The organism is Pseudomonas sp. IT-P12 (assembly GCF_949767465.1).
Lineage (GTDB): Bacteria > Pseudomonadota > Gammaproteobacteria > Pseudomonadales > Pseudomonadaceae > Aquipseudomonas.
The window spans coordinates 143,157-158,682 of sequence record NZ_CATKPY010000024.1; the positions used below are offsets into that span (position 1 = coordinate 143,157).

At 63.6% G+C, this 15,526-nt stretch carries 12 protein-coding genes and 1 pseudogene; 6 read left to right on the forward strand and 7 right to left on the reverse strand.

The window, feature by feature from the left end:
• Positions 1-72: 72 nt before the first annotated feature.
• Positions 73-969, forward strand: a complete 897-nt coding sequence (locus ACM6IM_RS21575) for a LysR family transcriptional regulator (RefSeq protein WP_192307225.1) — start codon at positions 73-75, stop codon at positions 967-969.
• An 8-nt stretch (positions 970-977) separates the two neighbouring features.
• Here ACM6IM_RS21575 and ACM6IM_RS21580 read toward each other — a convergent pair whose 3' ends face one another.
• From ACM6IM_RS21580 to ACM6IM_RS21600, 5 genes and pseudogenes are all read right to left on the reverse strand, one after another.
• Positions 978-2,411, reverse strand: a complete 1,434-nt coding sequence (locus ACM6IM_RS21580) for an aldehyde dehydrogenase family protein (RefSeq protein ID WP_414866264.1) — start codon at positions 2,409-2,411, stop codon at positions 978-980.
• Positions 2,408-3,601, reverse strand: a complete 1,194-nt coding sequence (locus ACM6IM_RS21585) for an iron-containing alcohol dehydrogenase (RefSeq protein ID WP_414866265.1) — start codon at positions 3,599-3,601, stop codon at positions 2,408-2,410. The genes ACM6IM_RS21580 and ACM6IM_RS21585 overlap by 4 nt, the downstream gene beginning before the upstream one ends.
• 56 nt (positions 3,602-3,657) lie before the next feature.
• Positions 3,658-5,136 (reverse strand): APC family permease, encoded by a 1,479-nt coding sequence (locus ACM6IM_RS21590; protein ID WP_192307222.1) that lies wholly within the window; start codon positions 5,134-5,136, stop codon positions 3,658-3,660.
• Between the two features lie 322 nt (positions 5,137-5,458).
• A complete protein-coding gene (locus tag ACM6IM_RS21595) occupies positions 5,459-6,322 on the reverse strand; it encodes a methyl-accepting chemotaxis protein (protein ID WP_414866432.1) in 864 nt (287 codons plus the stop codon).
• 39 nt (positions 6,323-6,361) lie between these two features.
• Positions 6,362-7,378 (reverse strand): annotated as a pseudogene (locus ACM6IM_RS21600) (methyl-accepting chemotaxis protein); the annotation flags it as partial.
• A gap of 263 nt (positions 7,379-7,641) precedes the next feature.
• Here ACM6IM_RS21600 and ACM6IM_RS21605 point away from each other — a divergent pair.
• The 4 genes from ACM6IM_RS21605 (at position 7,642) to ACM6IM_RS21620 (ending at position 12,716) form a co-directional block, all read left to right on the forward strand.
• On the forward strand, positions 7,642-8,544 hold the full coding sequence (locus ACM6IM_RS21605) for a LysR family transcriptional regulator (protein WP_192307220.1): 903 nt from the start codon (positions 7,642-7,644) through the stop codon (positions 8,542-8,544).
• Positions 8,545-8,674: 130 nt separating this feature from the next.
• Positions 8,675-9,301: a glutathione S-transferase family protein gene (locus tag ACM6IM_RS21610; protein WP_192307219.1), complete on the forward strand. Its 627-nt coding sequence runs from the start codon at positions 8,675-8,677 to the stop codon at positions 9,299-9,301.
• A gap of 111 nt (positions 9,302-9,412) precedes the next feature.
• Entirely contained in the window at positions 9,413-10,609 is a 1,197-nt protein-coding gene (locus ACM6IM_RS21615) for a DUF3142 domain-containing protein (RefSeq protein ID WP_414866266.1), read from the forward strand.
• Complete coding sequence (locus ACM6IM_RS21620) at positions 10,596-12,716, forward strand: hypothetical protein (protein WP_414866267.1); 2,121 nt, start codon at positions 10,596-10,598, stop codon at positions 12,714-12,716. Before ACM6IM_RS21615 ends, ACM6IM_RS21620 begins: the two co-directional genes overlap by 14 nt.
• Here ACM6IM_RS21620 and ACM6IM_RS21625 read toward each other — a convergent pair whose 3' ends face one another.
• Entirely contained in the window at positions 12,717-13,346 is a 630-nt protein-coding gene (locus ACM6IM_RS21625; protein ID WP_414866268.1) for a LysE family translocator, read from the reverse strand.
• A gap of 146 nt (positions 13,347-13,492) precedes the next feature.
• Here ACM6IM_RS21625 and ACM6IM_RS21630 point away from each other — a divergent pair, with 146 nt between their 5' ends.
• Positions 13,493-13,966, forward strand: a complete 474-nt coding sequence (locus ACM6IM_RS21630; protein ID WP_007969928.1) for an Lrp/AsnC family transcriptional regulator — start codon at positions 13,493-13,495, stop codon at positions 13,964-13,966.
• Between the two features lie 107 nt (positions 13,967-14,073).
• Here ACM6IM_RS21630 and lpdA read toward each other — a convergent pair whose 3' ends face one another.
• Positions 14,074-15,474, reverse strand: coding sequence for a dihydrolipoyl dehydrogenase (lpdA, locus tag ACM6IM_RS21635; protein ID WP_414866269.1), 1,401 nt, complete (start codon positions 15,472-15,474; stop codon positions 14,074-14,076).
• Positions 15,475-15,526: the final 52 nt, after the last annotated feature.

Below are 15,526 nucleotides of genomic sequence, written 5' to 3' on the forward strand. Positions count from 1 at the left end.
GGTCAGTGGTTGAAGTCGCTTCCCTCCCTCGGGAAGCGGCCCCATCCAGGCCTGACTCTGGCGAGAAGCCCCGTGCTCAGAAACGTTACGGACATGGATTTAAAGCTGCTGCGTATTTTTGCCATGGTGGTGAAATGCGGTGGGTTCACGGCTGCCCAGGCCGAACTGAACATGAGCCAGTCGAACATCAGCGCGCACATTTCCGGCCTGGAAAAACGCCTGGGTTACCGGATCTGCGAGCGGGGCAAGGGCGGTTTTCGCCTGACCGAGAAGGGCCAGAGGATTCTCAAAGCGTCATCGGCCCTGTTCGGTGCACTGGATGTGTTTCGCAATGAGGCTCAGGATCTGGCCGGACGGCTGGTGGGCGACCTCTACCTGGGCCTGGCGGACAACATCGCGACCTTGCCGACGGCCCGGATCGATGCAGCCATCGCGCGTTTCTACCAGCGTGAACACGACATGCACCTGCACATTTTCGTGAACTCGCCCACCGAACTCGAATTGGCGGTGATCGACGGCCAACTGGACGTGGCCATTTCCTATTTCAGCCGTCCTCTGCCGACCTTGAACTACCAGCCGTTGTACACGGAAGAGATCGGCATTTTCTGTGGACGGGCCAACCCGCTTTTCGAGGTCGAATCGCCGAGCCTGGAACAGCTCATGGCCAGCGACTGGATCCGCCATGGCTTCCTGCCGGCCGACCAGGTGCTGCCGATCGCGCCTGGCCGCACGTCAGCCACGGCGCACCACATGGAAGCGGTGGCCCATGGCGTGCTGGCCGGGACCCACCTGGGTTATCTCCCGGCGCATTACGCCCGGCCGTGGCTGCAGAGCGGACACATGCGCGCCCTGCATCCCGCGACGCTGCGCTATGAGGTGCAACACAGCATGATCACGCATGTGGGGCACCCGCAAAGCGAAGCGGTGCGTGCCTTTATCGCTGACCTGCTGGCCGAGCACGGGTTATGAACCGGGTCTCAACCCAGGCATCGTGTGACGTGTTTGACCGATTGGTAGGCTGACAGACCCCAGGGACCGAGTTCGCGGCCGATGCCGCTGCCCTTGGTGCCACCCCAGGACGTTTCCACGAACACTGCCTGGATCGAGTTGATCCACACGTGCCCGACGTCCAGTGCATCGGCAACCTGTTGCGCCCGCTCCAGGTCGGCACTGATCACCGTGGCCACGAGGCCGAACCGGCTGTCGTTGGCCAACGCCACAGCCTGCTCCTGCGAACTGAAACGATGAGTGCACAGCACCGGGCCGAAAATTTCCTCGGTCCACAGCCGACTGGTCAGGGGCACGTCCGCGTAGAGGGTCGGGCAGACGAACCAGCCCGGATCCCGCACGGCCTCGCCACCGGCCAGGCATTGCAAACCCTCGGCGCGGGCGATGGCGAAGTACTCGCCCACCTTGGACCACTGCGCCTGGCTGGTCAGGGGCCCCATGTCGACGTCTTCATCCTGGGGGTTGCCGACACGCAGGGTTTCGAACGCGACTTTCAAGCGTTGCAGCAGGGCGTCGGCGATGCTGTCCTGGACCAGCAGGCGCGAAGTGGCCGAGCACATTTGCCCGGCATTCCAGCAAATGCCGGCGACGATCCATTCAACCGCCTGATCGAGGTCGCAATCGTCGAACACCACAATCGCCGACTTGCCGCCCAACTCCAGGGTCACCGGTCGGCAATGGGCGGCGCTGCTGCGCATCACCTCGCTGCCCACGGCGTTGCTGCCAGTGAACGACAGCTTGTCGATACCGGCATGGTTGCTCAGTGCCGCACCGGTGCGGGCCTTGCCGCAGACGATGTTGAGCACGCCCGGTGGCAAGCCCAGCGTCTCGGCGATCTGACCGTAGGCCTGCTCGATCAGCGGGGTGATTTCCGAAGGCTTGAGCACCACCGTACAGCCGGCGGCGAGGGCCGGGGCGAGTTTCCAGGCGCTGGTCACCAAAGGGAAATTCCACGGTACGATCAGGCCGACGACGCCGACCGGCTCCAGTCGGGTGTGCGCGGTAAAACCGGGCACCGATAACGGCACTTCAAGGTTCGAACGATCCGCCAGGCCCTCGGCCAGGCCTGCGTAGTAAGTGAAGGTGGCCACGGCATCGTCGATATCGACGACCGCCTCATGACGGGGCTTGCCGTTGTTCTGCATCTGCAGGGCGATCAGGCTTTCACGGCGCTGGTCGATCTGCTCGGCAAAGCCTCTCAGGAAACCGGCCCGGGTGGCGGCGCTCAGGTTGCGCCACGCGGGGAGGGCCTGGCGCGCTGCAGCGATGGCCTGGTCCACTTGCGCGGCACTGGCGGCCATGAGTTCGGCGAAAGGCTCGCCGAGGGACGGGTCGTAGACGCTGATCTGCTCGGCGCTTTCGCCGCTCAGCCAGCGGCCGTCGATGTACTGGGCGGCGGTCATGCGCTGGCTCCATGCAGGACGCCGTGCACGGCGTTACGAAAAATCCGGCTGTAATCGGCGGCGCTGAGGACACAGGCGTTCGTGTCCGAAGAGGAAATGTCGGCGAGTGCCTGTTCCCCGACCCATTGCGCGGCCTCTGTATCGATGCCGATTTCACCCAGCGAGTGCGCAATGCCAAGGCGTTGACGCATGTGCAGGACCCAGTCGAGGAAGCCCTCGAAATCAGGCTGTGGCAGTTCCAGGTAGCGCGCCAGCCGGGCAATGTCCTGACTGATCGCCTGCCGGTTGGCGACCAGCACATACGGCAGCAGGATCGCATTCAGCAACCCGTGATGCTTGTGATAGCGCGCGCCCAGCGGGTGGGCGAGTGCGTGCACGCCACCCAGGCCTTTCTGGAAGGCCACGGCGGCCATGGCCGAGGCCACCAGCATGCCTTCTCGCGCGACCATGTCCTGGCCATCGTGGTGGGCGTTGCACAGGTGCTGCTGGATCAGGCGGATGCCTTCTACCGCGACGCCCGAGGACATCGGGTGATACAGCGGTGAACAAAAGGCTTCGATGTGGTGGGTCAGCGCGTCCATGCCGGTGGCGGCGGTCAGTGCCGGTGGCAGGCCGCGTGTCAGGATCGGGTCGAGGATCACGCTGGCCGGCAGCAGTTCAGGGTGGCTGATCACGCGCTTGATGTTCTGTTCGCTCAGGGTCAGCACCGCCTCGCGGCCCAGCTCCGAACCGGTACCGGCGGTCGTGGGCAAGGCGATCAGGCGGGGAAGGTCCAGGTGCGCAAAGTGCCCCAGGCTCGGGTAGTGGGCAATGACATTCGACCATTGGTATTGGTCGAGGCCTTGGGCGTCGACGGCCGCCAGGCTGATGCCCTTGGCGGCGTCCATCGCGCTGCCGCCACCCAGGGCGATCAGTGCATCGTGCTGGCCCGCCTTGAATGCGGCCACGCCCCGGGCGACGTCATCCAGGCTCGGGTTGCTGGCGATATCGCTGAACACGGCGAAGCGGATGCCGGCCTGGCGCAGATGGTCGGTGACCAGCGCCATGGGCTCCAGGTCCAGCATGCCCGGATCGGTGACCAGCAAGGGATGGGTCATGCCCAGCAAGGCGCAGCGTTCGGCCAGCACATCCAGCGCGCCGGGCCCACAGAAGATCTCCGTGGGGTAGTTCCAATAGTGAAGAGAGGACATCTGAGCTCCAGATCAGCGAGGCCCGGTGATGGGCCCCACACGACAATCCGATGAGGTTATTCGGGACGCAATTGCAGGGGGCGACGCAGGTAGGGTTTGGCGCGGAACATGTAGATCAGGCCCAGCAGCGCGAGGACGGAGAACACCAGGATGACCGCCCAGACCTGGAACCAGGGTGCTCCCGGTGGGGCCAGCGACTCCCGTGGCCAAGCGACGTTGATGCTTTCGAACACCAGCCAGAAGAACGCGGCGAGATTGACCGGCAGGCCCCAGCGACCGAGGGTGAACGTCCCGGGCTCGACCTTCCATTGGCCGCGCAGGCGAGCGAGCAGGGCGCAACTGACGACAATCAGGAACACCACGAAGAAGCCGCCACTGCCAAAGGCGATCAGCGTGCCGACGGCCGTCGCATTCAGGCCCAGTGCCAGGCCGAAGCTGGCGAACAGCGTGCTGAAGACCATCGCGGCAAAAGGCACCTTGCGCTTGTCGACCCGACGCAACAGCGCCGAGGCGGGCAGCATCGAGTCCCGGGCCATGCCGAACACGGCGCGGCCAATGTAGGTCTGGATCGAGACGATGCAGGCGATGAAGGCCACCAGCACCACGCCCACGAACGGTCGCTCGGACCATGCGCCAAAAGCGTCCACGACGGCGGGGGTGACCGGATCGATGACCTGGCCCGAAACCATGCCGGCAGTGTCGGTGTACGACAGGGTGACGGCGAATGCGGTCAGCATCACGGTGAGGCCCACCAGGATCATCGAGCGCAGGATGGCGCGGGGTGTGGAGGTGCGGGCGTCGGCGGTTTCCTCGGAAACCTGCGAGCAGGCGTCGAAACCCAGGAATGCCCAGCCACCGACCGCCATGGCCGTGAGGAAGCCCGGCAGGTATGAGCCGTCGGTGCCTGCGGTTGACGTAAGGCCTTCGAACACCAGCGACAGCGAGTGATTGCGGAAAAACAACAGCAACAACACGCCAATGCCGATGGAGGCGATTGCTTCGGCAATGATGCCGGCATTCACGAAGTACTTGAGCGGGTTGATGCCGAACAGGTTCACGCCCAGGCCCAGCAACAGGAGCACGGCGCCGCTGAACACCTGGGCATTCGCCGCCGGGGGCTCACCCGTGAAGAACAGCCACAGCCAGAAACCGCCCAGATAGGCCACGGTGGTCAACGAAGCCAGCGCGGAGGCCAGGTACATGAACCCGGTGAACCAGGCCCAGCGGTCGCCCGCCAGCCGCTTGACCCATTGATAGCAGCCACCGGCGAGCGGGTACTGCGAAGCCAGCTCGGCATAGACCAGCGCCACCAGCAACTGCAACGCCAGGCACAGCGGGACGATCCAGACCCAGGACGGACCGGCGTTCATGGCACCCAGCGACATCACCGAGTAAATGCCCACCACCGGGGAAACCGTGGCGAATCCAACGGAAAATGAAGACCAGAGTGACAGACCGCGATGCAGTTCCTGGGCATAGCCATGACTGTGCAACAGCGATTCGTCGGTGTTTTGCCGGGAGAGTGGGGAGGTCATTGCCCACCTCCAACAGAAGCGGGAGCGCCGATCGGTGCGCAATGACCGGCACGGCTGCGTGCAAGCGTAGGGGACATAGGAATTCCTTGGTCGGCAGACAGATTATTTTTAGGATCGCCTGGCTCAGGCGTACCGACAAAACCGCCTTCTTCATGAGGCGTGGACCGAGCTTAATTCAGCCAAACATCGGGAAAAATTCATATGTTCGTAAGCTGGGTTATGGATTTTCATATGTTTGAGCGGTGGCGAGGCGATCACGCCGAGGGTGAGCACACACAAAAAACCCCGCATTCGCGGGGCTTTTTCTTGCTGGCTTGCGCGCTTAAACGCGGAAATGGCTGACCATCATCTGCAACTGGTTGCCCAGTCGCGCGAGCTCGACGCTGCTGGCGGCGGTTTCTTCGCTGGCCGCCGCCGTCTGTTCGGAAATGTCGCGCACGTTGATGACGCTGCGGCTGATCTCTTCGGCCACGGCACTCTGCTGTTCGGCCGCCGCCGCGATCTGCTGGTTCATCGACTGGATGTTCGACACGGTGCGCGTGATTTTATCCAGTGAAGCGCCGGCCTTGCGGGTCAGGTCGACGCTGCTGTCGGTCAGGGAGCGGCTGTTGTTCATCACGACGGCTACTTGTTGGGTGCCGTTCTGCAACGCCGCGACCAGGCCTTCGATCTCTTCGGTGGATTTCTGGGTCCGTTGCGCCAGCCCGCGGACTTCGTCGGCCACCACGGCAAACCCGCGACCGGCCTCACCGGCCCGAGCGGCTTCGATGGCGGCGTTGAGCGCCAGCAGGTTGGTCTGTTCGGCCACGGCCTTGATCACGTCCATGACGCTGCCGATCTTGTCGCTTTCCTGCTGCAGCACCGCCATCGCTTCGGTTGAGCGCACCACCTCCGAGGCCAGTTTTTCGATCTGGGCAATGGCTTCACCCACCACCTTGTCACCTTCACGGGCATCGACGTCGGCGGAAGCGGCAGCCTGGGACGCCTCTTCGGCATTGTGCGCAACTTCCTGCACCGTAGCGGTCATTTCGTGCATGGCGGTGGCCACCTGATCGGTCTCCACCTTCTGGCTGTTAACGCCGGCGCTGGTTTGTTCGGTCACGGCGGACAGTTCTTCGGCAGCGCTGGCGATCTGGGTGACGCCGTCGCGGATGTTGGTGATCAAGTCACGCAGGGTCGCGCCCATGCGCTGGATGCCTTGTTGCACCTCGCCCAGTTCATCGCGACGGGTCACGACCGCGCTATGGGTCAGGTCGCCTGCGGCGATCTTCTCGATGACCGCCAGGGTCTCGCGCAGCGGATGAGTGATTTGACGGGTGATGATCACGGCGGCCAAGGCGCCGAAGAGTAATGCCAGCAGCGCACTGATGATCTGCTGGGTGCGGGCGACGTTGCTTTCCTGGTCGCGAAACTCGATCTGTACCTGATAAAGCCGGTCGCTGGTTTTTTCGATGTCGACAGCCTGGGCTTTCATGGCGTCACCGGCCGCATTGACCTGAGCGGTGGCGCTGATGAGTTGGCGCAAGGCGTCGCGGTAGGCTCGTACCGCCTTGTCCAGTGGCTCGGCGTGAGTGGCTGCGGCGGGCAAACGCTGGGCGAGGGTGCCGATGTCGGCCAGGGCTGTGTCGAACTGCTGCAAGGCATCGCGCTCGGTTTCCGGCGTGAAGTTGGCCAGGTAGCCGCGGACTTTCAGGCGAATCAGCATCAACTGGTCCTTGGTGCCGGTGGCCGCCTTGAACTGCTCGAGGCGCGAGGCATTGTCACCGGAGGCGGACTGTGCGTCACGGTTGATGGTGTCGACCAGTGCAATGGCGCGATCGGCCGCAACGGTCATCGCGTCCCGGGCGGCAAGAATGATGCGATAGCTGTCGCGCATCTTGTTCAATGACGCCTGAAACTCTTGCGTGGCCTGACTTTGCGCCTGCAGCAGCTTGACGTTTTCCGGCGCGGTTGAGACCTTGATCAGCGCCTTCTGCTGCTCGATGAAGGTGTTCAGCTTGTTCTGCACGTTGCTGGCGCTGGCATCGTTGCCGCTGGTCAACATGTATTCCAGGCGCGCGGCGCGCAGGGCGGTCAGGTCGTTGTTGAGCTGGGTAATTTCTCCCATCCTGTCGCTGCGGTCGATGACGCTGCCCAAACTGGTCCAGCCGGTCAGCGCCAGAACCCCCGTGAGCACTAGCACCACGCCGAAGCCCAGACCGAGTTTCACATTCACCCTAAGATTTGCGAACCAGTTATTCATGAGTCCCTCCAGCCGTATGTGTATGAGGCGCTTTGTTGCTGGAGCCTTGATTTTCGGGACCCAACCCTAGTTGGATCGGCCGCCTCGGCCGAAGCTGAAGAGCGTTTGGGGCGATATGTCGCCCTGTGGAAGCTGCGGCCTAGAGCGGTTATCGTGAGTCGTCTGACCACTGCGCCGCATCGGCCGGGCTCAGCGGTGTTAACGCTGTGTTTCAATGCGCCGCTGACAATGGTGGTTTTTTTATCTGAATCAAGGAATGTCCAGTGGACCGATTCCAGGAAATGCAGGTCTTTTCGGTGGTGGCCCAGGAGCAGGGGTTCTCGGCGGCGGCGCGTCGCCTGGGCATGTCGGCGGCCAGCGTGACCCGCGCGGTGGCGGCGCTGGAAAAACGCATCGGCACCTCGCTGCTGACGCGCACCACCCGCAGTGTGCACTTGAGTGAAGCCGGCCAGCGTTATCTCGACGACTGTCGCCGAATCCTGGCCGAGGTGCAGGAAGCCGAGGATTCGGCGGCGGGCAGCCATGCTCAGCCCCGTGGGCAACTGACGATCACGGCTCCGGTGTTGTTTGGCGAGTTGTTCGTCACGCCCGTGATGGTGAATTACCTGGCCCAGTTTCCCGAGGTGATCATCAATGGCCTGATTGTCGACCGGGTGGTGAGCATGGTCGAGGAGGGCGTTGATGTGGCCGTGCGCATTGGCGAGCTGCCCGACAGCAACCAGCATGCGATCCGTGTCGGCGAGGTACGCCGGGTGATCTGCGCGTCGCCGTCATTCCTGCAGGCCCAGGGCCGGCCGGTGCATCCCCAGGACCTGGCGCGTGCGCCGGTCATTGGCACGTCCGCCATCGGCCAGCAGCGCAGCTGGCCCTTTCATGAGGCCGGCGAACTGCTCAGTGTGCGAACCGAACCGCGGCTGGTCGTGACCTCGAATCAGGCCGCCATTCGCGCCGCCAGCCTGGGGTTGGGTTTCACCCGCGTCCTGTCTTACCAGGTCGCCAGCCAGGTAGCCTCCGGGGCACTGGAAATTGTCCTGGCCGACTTCGAACTGCCGCCGTTGCCGATCCACGTCGTTTATCAGGGCGGGCGCAACGCACCGGCGCGGATTCGCAGTTTCGTGGACTTCACCGTGAAAGCGCTGCGTGAACACCCGGACCTGCAACGCTGAGGGTTTATTGCTCAGCTTGAAATAATTGATTGCGTTTGCTGGTTATTCTGTTGTTTTGGCGCTGGGTGGAAGATAGCGTCCATCGGTGCTGATCACTCCTGAGCGGCGCCACTTCACTGCGGAGTCGACCATGCAAGCGATCAAACTCTACAACTTCCCGCGTTCCGGCCACGCACACCGTGTGGAACTGATGTTGTCCCTGCTGCAACTGCCGACCGAGCTGATCCTGGTCGACCTGGCCAACGGTGCCCACAAGCAACCGGAGTTCCTGGCGGTCAACCCGTTCGGGCAAGTGCCGGCCATTGATGACCAGGGCGTGGTGCTGGCCGATTCAAACGCCATCCTGGTTTACCTGGCGCAGAAATACGGCAACGGTCGCTGGTTGCCCGCCGATCCGGTCGGCGCCGCGAATGTTCAGCGCTGGTTGTCCGTGGCGGCCGGGCCGATTGCTTTTGGTCCGGGTCGGGCCAGGCTGATCACGGTGTTTGGCGCCCCTTACAACGCTGAAGAGACCATCGCCTACGCCCACGTCTGGCTCAAGCTGATCGATCAGGCGCTGCAGGATTCGGCCTATCTGGTCGGCAACGAACCGACCATCGCCGACGTCGCGGCCTACAGCTACATCGCCCATGCGCCTGAAGGCAACGTGTCGCTCGAGGACTACGCCAACGTGCGCGCCTGGCTGGCGCGGATCGAAGCCCTCCCCGGTTTTGTCGGCATGCCGCGTACGGCCGTCGGTCTGCAAAAAACTGCCTGAGGCCGGTGCGCTGCAAACCAGGCTGCGAGTCGGTTCCAGGGCTCGCAGCCGTGAGTGCTTGACCTGTAGCATCTGATGGACGCTGCCTTGAGCAGCCACAAAGGATGCCTCATGGTTTTTTTCGCCCGGCTGGCGGTCATGCTGGCGGCACTGGTGCTGCTCAACGGGTGCGAGCGGCAGGACAGGCCGGCGCTCGACCAGCAACTCTACATCTGGCAACGCCAATGGACGCCGTCCCATGCGGCCGCCCTCGAGGCAAGCCGTGCAGACTTCACGACCCTGCGGGTTCTGGCCTTGCAGGCATTTCCCCGGGCCGGTTGGAGCCGGGCGCGCATCGATGCGGCGCTGCTCAAACGAGACGGCCGGCCGCTGATCGCGGTCATTCGCTTGGATGGCCAGCTCCCGTCGCTGGACCAGGATCAGATCACTGCGCGGATCCAGCAGGTGCTCAGCGATTGGCAAGCACAGGGGCTGGTGCTTGCCGGCGTGGAAATCGATCACGATGCCGGTGTCGCTCGGCTACCGGCGTATCGGAAATTTCTCACGGACCTGCGTGGGAACCTGCCGGGTTCTCTGAAGCTGAGCATTACCGCGCTGCCCGCCTGGCTCGACAGTCCCGAACTGTCGGCGGTGTTGGCCGTCGTCGACAGCAGCGTGTTGCAGGTGCACGCGGTGAGCGATCCGCGACGGGGTCTGTTTGACCCTGGCCAGGCGAAAACCTGGGCCAGGGCCTGGAGCCGCATCACGTCGAAACCGTTTTACCTGGCACTGCCGGCCTACGGCGTGGCGCTGTTGCCACCCGTGGACGGCGCCCCGGTGGTGGAAAGCGAAGTGCCGGTGCAAGGAGGCGGTGAGCGCCGCGAGTTGCTGGCCGATCCGCAACAACTGCGCACCCTGGCGCTGGAACTGCGTAACGCCCCACCGGCCCACTTGGCGGGGCTGATCTGGTTCCGCTTGCCGTTGGCGAATGACCGCCGGGCCTGGAGCCTGACGACCTTGGGCGCGGTCGCCCGGGGGGAGACCCTCGACAGTCGCCTGACACTGCAACTCTCGGCCCGGGACGGCCTCTATGACGTCAGCGTCAGCAACCAGGGCAACCTCGACCGTGCCTGGCCCGAACGTCTGACGCTCGTGGTGCACGGGTGTGAGGGCGCCGACGCCCTGGCCGGCTACACGTTGCAACAGCGTCCGGATCTGCTTACCTTCACCCGCCTGCGCGACGGGCGTCTGCCGGCCGGCGGACAGCGAGCCATCGGTTGGGCGCGCTGTACCCGTATTGATCAAGGAGGTTCGAATGTTCACCCGTAACTGGCCCCGTCATTTGCTCTGCCTGAGCCTGAGCTTGCCACTGGGGTCGGCGCTGGCCTGCGGGCCGGACTTTCCCCTGCGCCTGCTCGACAACCGCAGCCAGTCGCTGGCGGAACTGCCCGAAGGCAATTTCCGTTTCGAGATCAGCCGTCTCGGGCAGACGATAGCGGGTCTGAAGGTGGTCAATGACGCCCTCCACAGCGGCGATGCGGCCGAGTATGCCGAGCAGCGGGATTACGCCGAACAGGCCGACCTGACGGCGCCACAGCAGGAGTTGGTCAAGCGCCTGCGCGGATTGACCGATGCCCATGAGGTGCAAGCCCAGGGCGCGAGCCTGCCGAGTGAGCTCGTACTGTATCTGGCGGGCGCCGTGGCGTTCAGTGCCGGTGACCACGGGTTGGCCGCCGAGTATTTCCGCAAAGTGCTGGCCTTGCCGGCCGAGCAGCGTCGCTTGCGCAGCACCTGGGCCGCCTATTCGCTGGGCCGGGCACTGTTTGCCCAGAGTACCGAAACAAACGCCAGCCCCGACCTGCTGGCGCAGGCACGCAAGGCCTTTGAGCAGGCTCGGCAACTGAGCATCGACGGGTTCAGCGACCCGCTGGAACTGGGCGTCGCCAGCCTGGGCGAAGAGGCCCGTGTGGCGCGCATTGCCGGTGACTGGAACAGCGCCATCGAGCTCTATGCCACGCAGAATCGTCACGGTTCAGGCGTCGGCTACACCTCGCTGAAACTGTTGGTGGCCGACCTGACGGCGATGCCCGAGGCGCAACTGACGCCGTTGCTCGAAGGCAAACCGGTACAGCAACTGATCACGGCGTCCTTGATCAGCCGGCTGGGTTGGTCATTTGGTGATCAGCCTCCCGCTGAGCAAAAATTGATCAAGTTATTACAAGCCAGCACCCGTGGCAGTCTGGATAACGCCGATCGGCTGGCGGCCATGAATTACCAGCAGGGCGACTATGCCAGCGCCAGGGCGTTCCTCGAACACGCCGGCGACGGTGGCCTGGCGTGGTGGTTGCGGGCCAAACTGGCGATGCGCGACGGTGACAGGTCGGCGGCCGCTGCGGCCTACGCCAAAGCGGCCCGTGCCTTCCCGCAGGATGAGTCCTGGGGGGAGCGCCGCACGCCTGACTGGGCTTTCGAAACGCTTGACCCCAAGTGCCGGGTCGAAGGCGAAAGTGCGATCCTGGCGCTGCAACGCGGGGATTACCTGCAGGCGTTCGATCAGCTGTATCGCAGCAAGGACATCTACTGGTTCGACGCCGCGACCGTCGCCGAGCGTGTACTAACCGTCGATGAACTCAAGCAGTACGTCGATACGCAAGTGCCTGCGCCGCCAGCACTGAGTCAGCAGGATCGCGACAACTATGTGCCGTTGTCGGTGGCGGCGAAGCTGCGTAACTTGCTCGGCCGCCGCCTGCTGCGCGAGGAACGTTACGACGAGGCGGTGGCGTACTTCGACAGCGAAACCTTGCAGCAAAAGGCCAAGTGGTACGGGGAGCTGCGCCACGACGCCGAATCGAAATGGTGGCCCAGCAAACGCGCCTTCGCCTATTTCAACGCCGCGACGATGGCGCGTTTCCATGGCATGGACCTGCTGGGTTACGAAATGGCACCGGACTACGCCACTTTTGGCGGCAATTACAGCCTGGAAAGCGTTGAGCTCAAGGTCGGTCCGCTGGTGGCGGACGAAGAAGTCAAACGGCAGCAGGCCAGCGCCGCGCAACCCGATCTTCGTTACCACTACCGTTACGTTGCCAACGATTTAGCCAGTCGTGCTGCCGATCACTTGCCCCACACCAGCCAGGCCTTTGCCGCCGTACTGTGTGCAGCGACGGGATGGAACCCCGGCCAGGCCGAAAAAAGCGCGTTCTACACACGCTATGTCAAAGAGGGACCCTATGTGGATTGGGCGGTGTTCTTCGGCGAGCAGTGCCCCTACCCGGATTTCCAGAACGCCGACAAACGCTACGTCACCCAGGCACTGAGCCCGGTGCGGGCGACGTTGCGTCCTTACAAAAAGTGGCTTGAAATCGGTGCTGTCGTAGCCTTTACAGCGGTCGCGCTGGTGCTGATCAATCGCCGTAAACGGCGGGTCCGCCCGTAGTCAGGCCTGTTGAACGAAGGCCAGGCGCACTGCGAAGCCGATCAGCAGGCTGCCAAACAGCCATTGCTGCAGGCGCTGGGCCGAGGGACTGCGTTGCAGCCAGCGGCCCAGTGCGGCACCGGCCAGCGCATAGGCGCTGTCGAACAGCAAACCGACGCTGACCAGCACCACACCCAGGGTCGCGAACTGCGTCAACACGGCCCCGGCCTGTGGGTCGATGAACTGTGGCAACAGTACCGAGCAAAACAGCAGCGCCTTGGGGTTGAGCAGGTTGGTCAGCAAGCCACGCTGGATCGCCTGGCGCCAGCGTGGTGCTGTGCAGGACGTTGGCACCCCGTTCAAGTCCGGCAGCATCGTGGTGCGCAGGCACTGGATGCCGATCCACAACAGGTACGCCGCTCCCGCCATGCGCACCACATCGAAGGTCCAGGGGGCTGCCTTGAACAACGCCGCCAGACCCAGCGCCGCCAATGCCACATGACAGCCCCGGGCAATGCCCAGGCCCACCGCGGTCGCCAGTGCCGGGCCTCTGCCCTGGCGTGCGCCGGTTTGCAGCAGGAGGATCATGTCCGGCCCCGGCAGCAGGTAAACCACCGTCAGCGCCATGAAAAACAGCCATATTCCCGCCATGTTGCCCCCCCAATACGTTGTCGATCCGGTGACACCAGTCTAGGGCGGAAGGACAGGGCAGGTGGTTGCGTAGTTTGCTTCTAAAGCCTCTGTGATTGGCATAACCTGCTACTACAAAACGCTCAAACGCTCAGGATCTGCCAAAAATGAAACTGGATGCCTACGACCGCAAGATTCTCGCGGCCCTGCAACGCGACGGTCGCTTGAGCAACGTGCAATTGGCTGACGAGATCGGTCTGTCCGCGTCGCCGTGCCTGCGCCGGGTGCGGATGCTCGAGGAAGCCGGTGTGATACGCGGTTATCAGGCCAACCTGGATCGTGATGAGGTGGGGCTGGGGCTGACGGTGTTTGTCGGAGTCAAGGTCGAGCGCCACAATGACGAACAGGCCGAAGCCTTCCGATTGGCCGTGACGGCGTTGCCGGAGGTGATCTCGGCGTTTCTGGTGTCGGGGGAATCGGATTTCCTGCTGCAGGTCGTGGTGCCGGACCTGCGTGCCTACGACCGCTTTCTGACCGGGCGATTGCTGAAGTTGCCCGGCGTCAGCGACATTCGCAGCAACTTTGCGATTCATACGGTGAAGGCGCCAGGGGCGTTGCCGTTGGAGCATTTGCCGCTTTAGACCGGGTGGTGCCCTATCGCGAGCAGGCTCGCTCCCACACTGGGGACACGCATTCCGTGTGGGAGCGAGCCTGCTCGTGAAAGCGCTCGATCTGCCTGCGCAAAGACCTACATCTGCGTGGCCATCCCTTCCACATCCATCGCCGCCTGGCGCAACGCCTCGGAGCGGGTCGGGTGTGGGTGGCAGGTCAGGGCGATGTCCTCTGCGGAGGCGCTGAACTCCATCGCGACGCAGTATTCGCCAATCATCTCACTGACGCTCGGGCCCACCAGGTGCACGCCAAGGATTTCGTCGGTGCGCTCATCGGCGATGACCTTGGCGAAGCCTTCGGTCTCGTGGTTGATCTTCGCCCGGCTGTTGGCGGTGAACGGGAATTTGCCGACCTTGTAGGCCCGCCCTTCGGCCTTGAGCTGCTCTTCGGTCTTGCCCACGCTGGCCAGCTCCGGACGGGTGTAGATGACGTTGGGGATCAGCGCGTAATTGACTTCACCGGCCTTGCCGACGATCTGCTCGACGCAGGCCATGGCTTCATCTTCGGCCTTGTGCGCGAGCATCGGCCCTGACGTGACATCGCCAATCACCCAGACCCCGGATGCTTCGGTGCGATGTCCCTTGTTGGCAAGCATGCCGCGCTTGTCGGTGGTGAGGCCGACGTTTTCCAGGCCCAGGCCCTGGGTGTAGGGGCGGCGGCCAATGGCGACCAGCACGTAGTCGGCTTCCAGCAACTCGGCCTCTCCTCCGGCGGCCGGTTCAACGCTGAGCTGCACGCCATCGGCCGAGGAGGTGGCGCGGGTGACTTTCGAACTCAGCTTGAAACGGATGCCTTGCTTGCTCAGCGAGCGCTGCAGGGTTTTGCCCGCTTCAGCGTCCACACCGGGGCAGATACGGTCGAGGAACTCGACGACGGTGACCTGTGCGCCCAACCGCCGCCAGACCGAGCCCAACTCAAGGCCGATCACGCCGGCACCGATCACCACCAGGTGCTTCGGCACTTCGGCGAGCGACAGCGCGCCGGTGGAGTCGAGGATGCGCTGGTTATCGATGTCGACGCCCGGCAGGGGAGTGGGTTCGGAACCGGTGGCGATGATGATGTCCTTGGCGCTCAGCTGGGTTTTGCCGCCCTCGCTGTCCGTCACCGTGACCTTGCCCGGACCGTCGATATGCCCCCAGCCCCTGATCCAGTCGACCTTGTTCTTGCGAAAGAGAAACTCGATGCCCTTGGTCAGTCCCGTCACGCTTTCATCTTTCTGTTTCATCATCTGGGCGAGATTGAGCGTGGGCTTGACCTCGATCCCCAGGTTGGCGAATTCCGCGCCCATGGCCGCGTCGTAGAGTTCCGAGGCGTGCAACAACGCCTTTGACGGCATGCAACCGACGTTCAGGCAGGTGCCGCCGAGTGTGGCGCGCCCCTCGACGCAAGCGGCTTTGAGACCCAACTGTCCGGCGCGGATTGCTGCGTTATATCCACCGGGGCCTCCGCCCAGAATCACGACGTCATAGCTGCTCATGGATTGACTCCTGAAATGAATGAAATTCGGGCTGGGTAAACCGGCTGAGTAA

What these genes read in the sequence shown, in the direction of transcription:
- ACM6IM_RS21620 (WP_414866267.1), top strand. Translation starts at nt 10,596, where the DNA reads ATGTTCACCCGTAACTGGCCCCGTCATTTGCTCTGCCTGAGCCTGAGC.
- ACM6IM_RS21595 (WP_414866432.1), bottom strand. Translation starts at nt 6,322, where the DNA reads ATGGGCGCGACCCTGCGTGACTTGATCACCAACATCCGCGACGGCGTC.
- ACM6IM_RS21615 (WP_414866266.1), top strand. Translation starts at nt 9,413, where the DNA reads ATGGTTTTTTTCGCCCGGCTGGCGGTCATGCTGGCGGCACTGGTGCTG.
- ACM6IM_RS21610 (WP_192307219.1), top strand. Translation starts at nt 8,675, where the DNA reads ATGCAAGCGATCAAACTCTACAACTTCCCGCGTTCCGGCCACGCACAC.
- ACM6IM_RS21625 (WP_414866268.1), bottom strand. Translation starts at nt 13,346, where the DNA reads ATGGCGGGAATATGGCTGTTTTTCATGGCGCTGACGGTGGTTTACCTG.
- ACM6IM_RS21580 (WP_414866264.1), bottom strand. Translation starts at nt 2,411, where the DNA reads ATGACCGCCGCCCAGTACATCGACGGCCGCTGGCTGAGCGGCGAAAGC.
- ACM6IM_RS21585 (WP_414866265.1), bottom strand. Translation starts at nt 3,601, where the DNA reads ATGTCCTCTCTTCACTATTGGAACTACCCCACGGAGATCTTCTGTGGG.
- ACM6IM_RS21630 (WP_007969928.1), top strand. Translation starts at nt 13,493, where the DNA reads ATGAAACTGGATGCCTACGACCGCAAGATTCTCGCGGCCCTGCAACGC.
- lpdA (WP_414866269.1), bottom strand. Translation starts at nt 15,474, where the DNA reads ATGAGCAGCTATGACGTCGTGATTCTGGGCGGAGGCCCCGGTGGATAT.
- ACM6IM_RS21590 (WP_192307222.1), bottom strand. Translation starts at nt 5,136, where the DNA reads ATGACCTCCCCACTCTCCCGGCAAAACACCGACGAATCGCTGTTGCAC.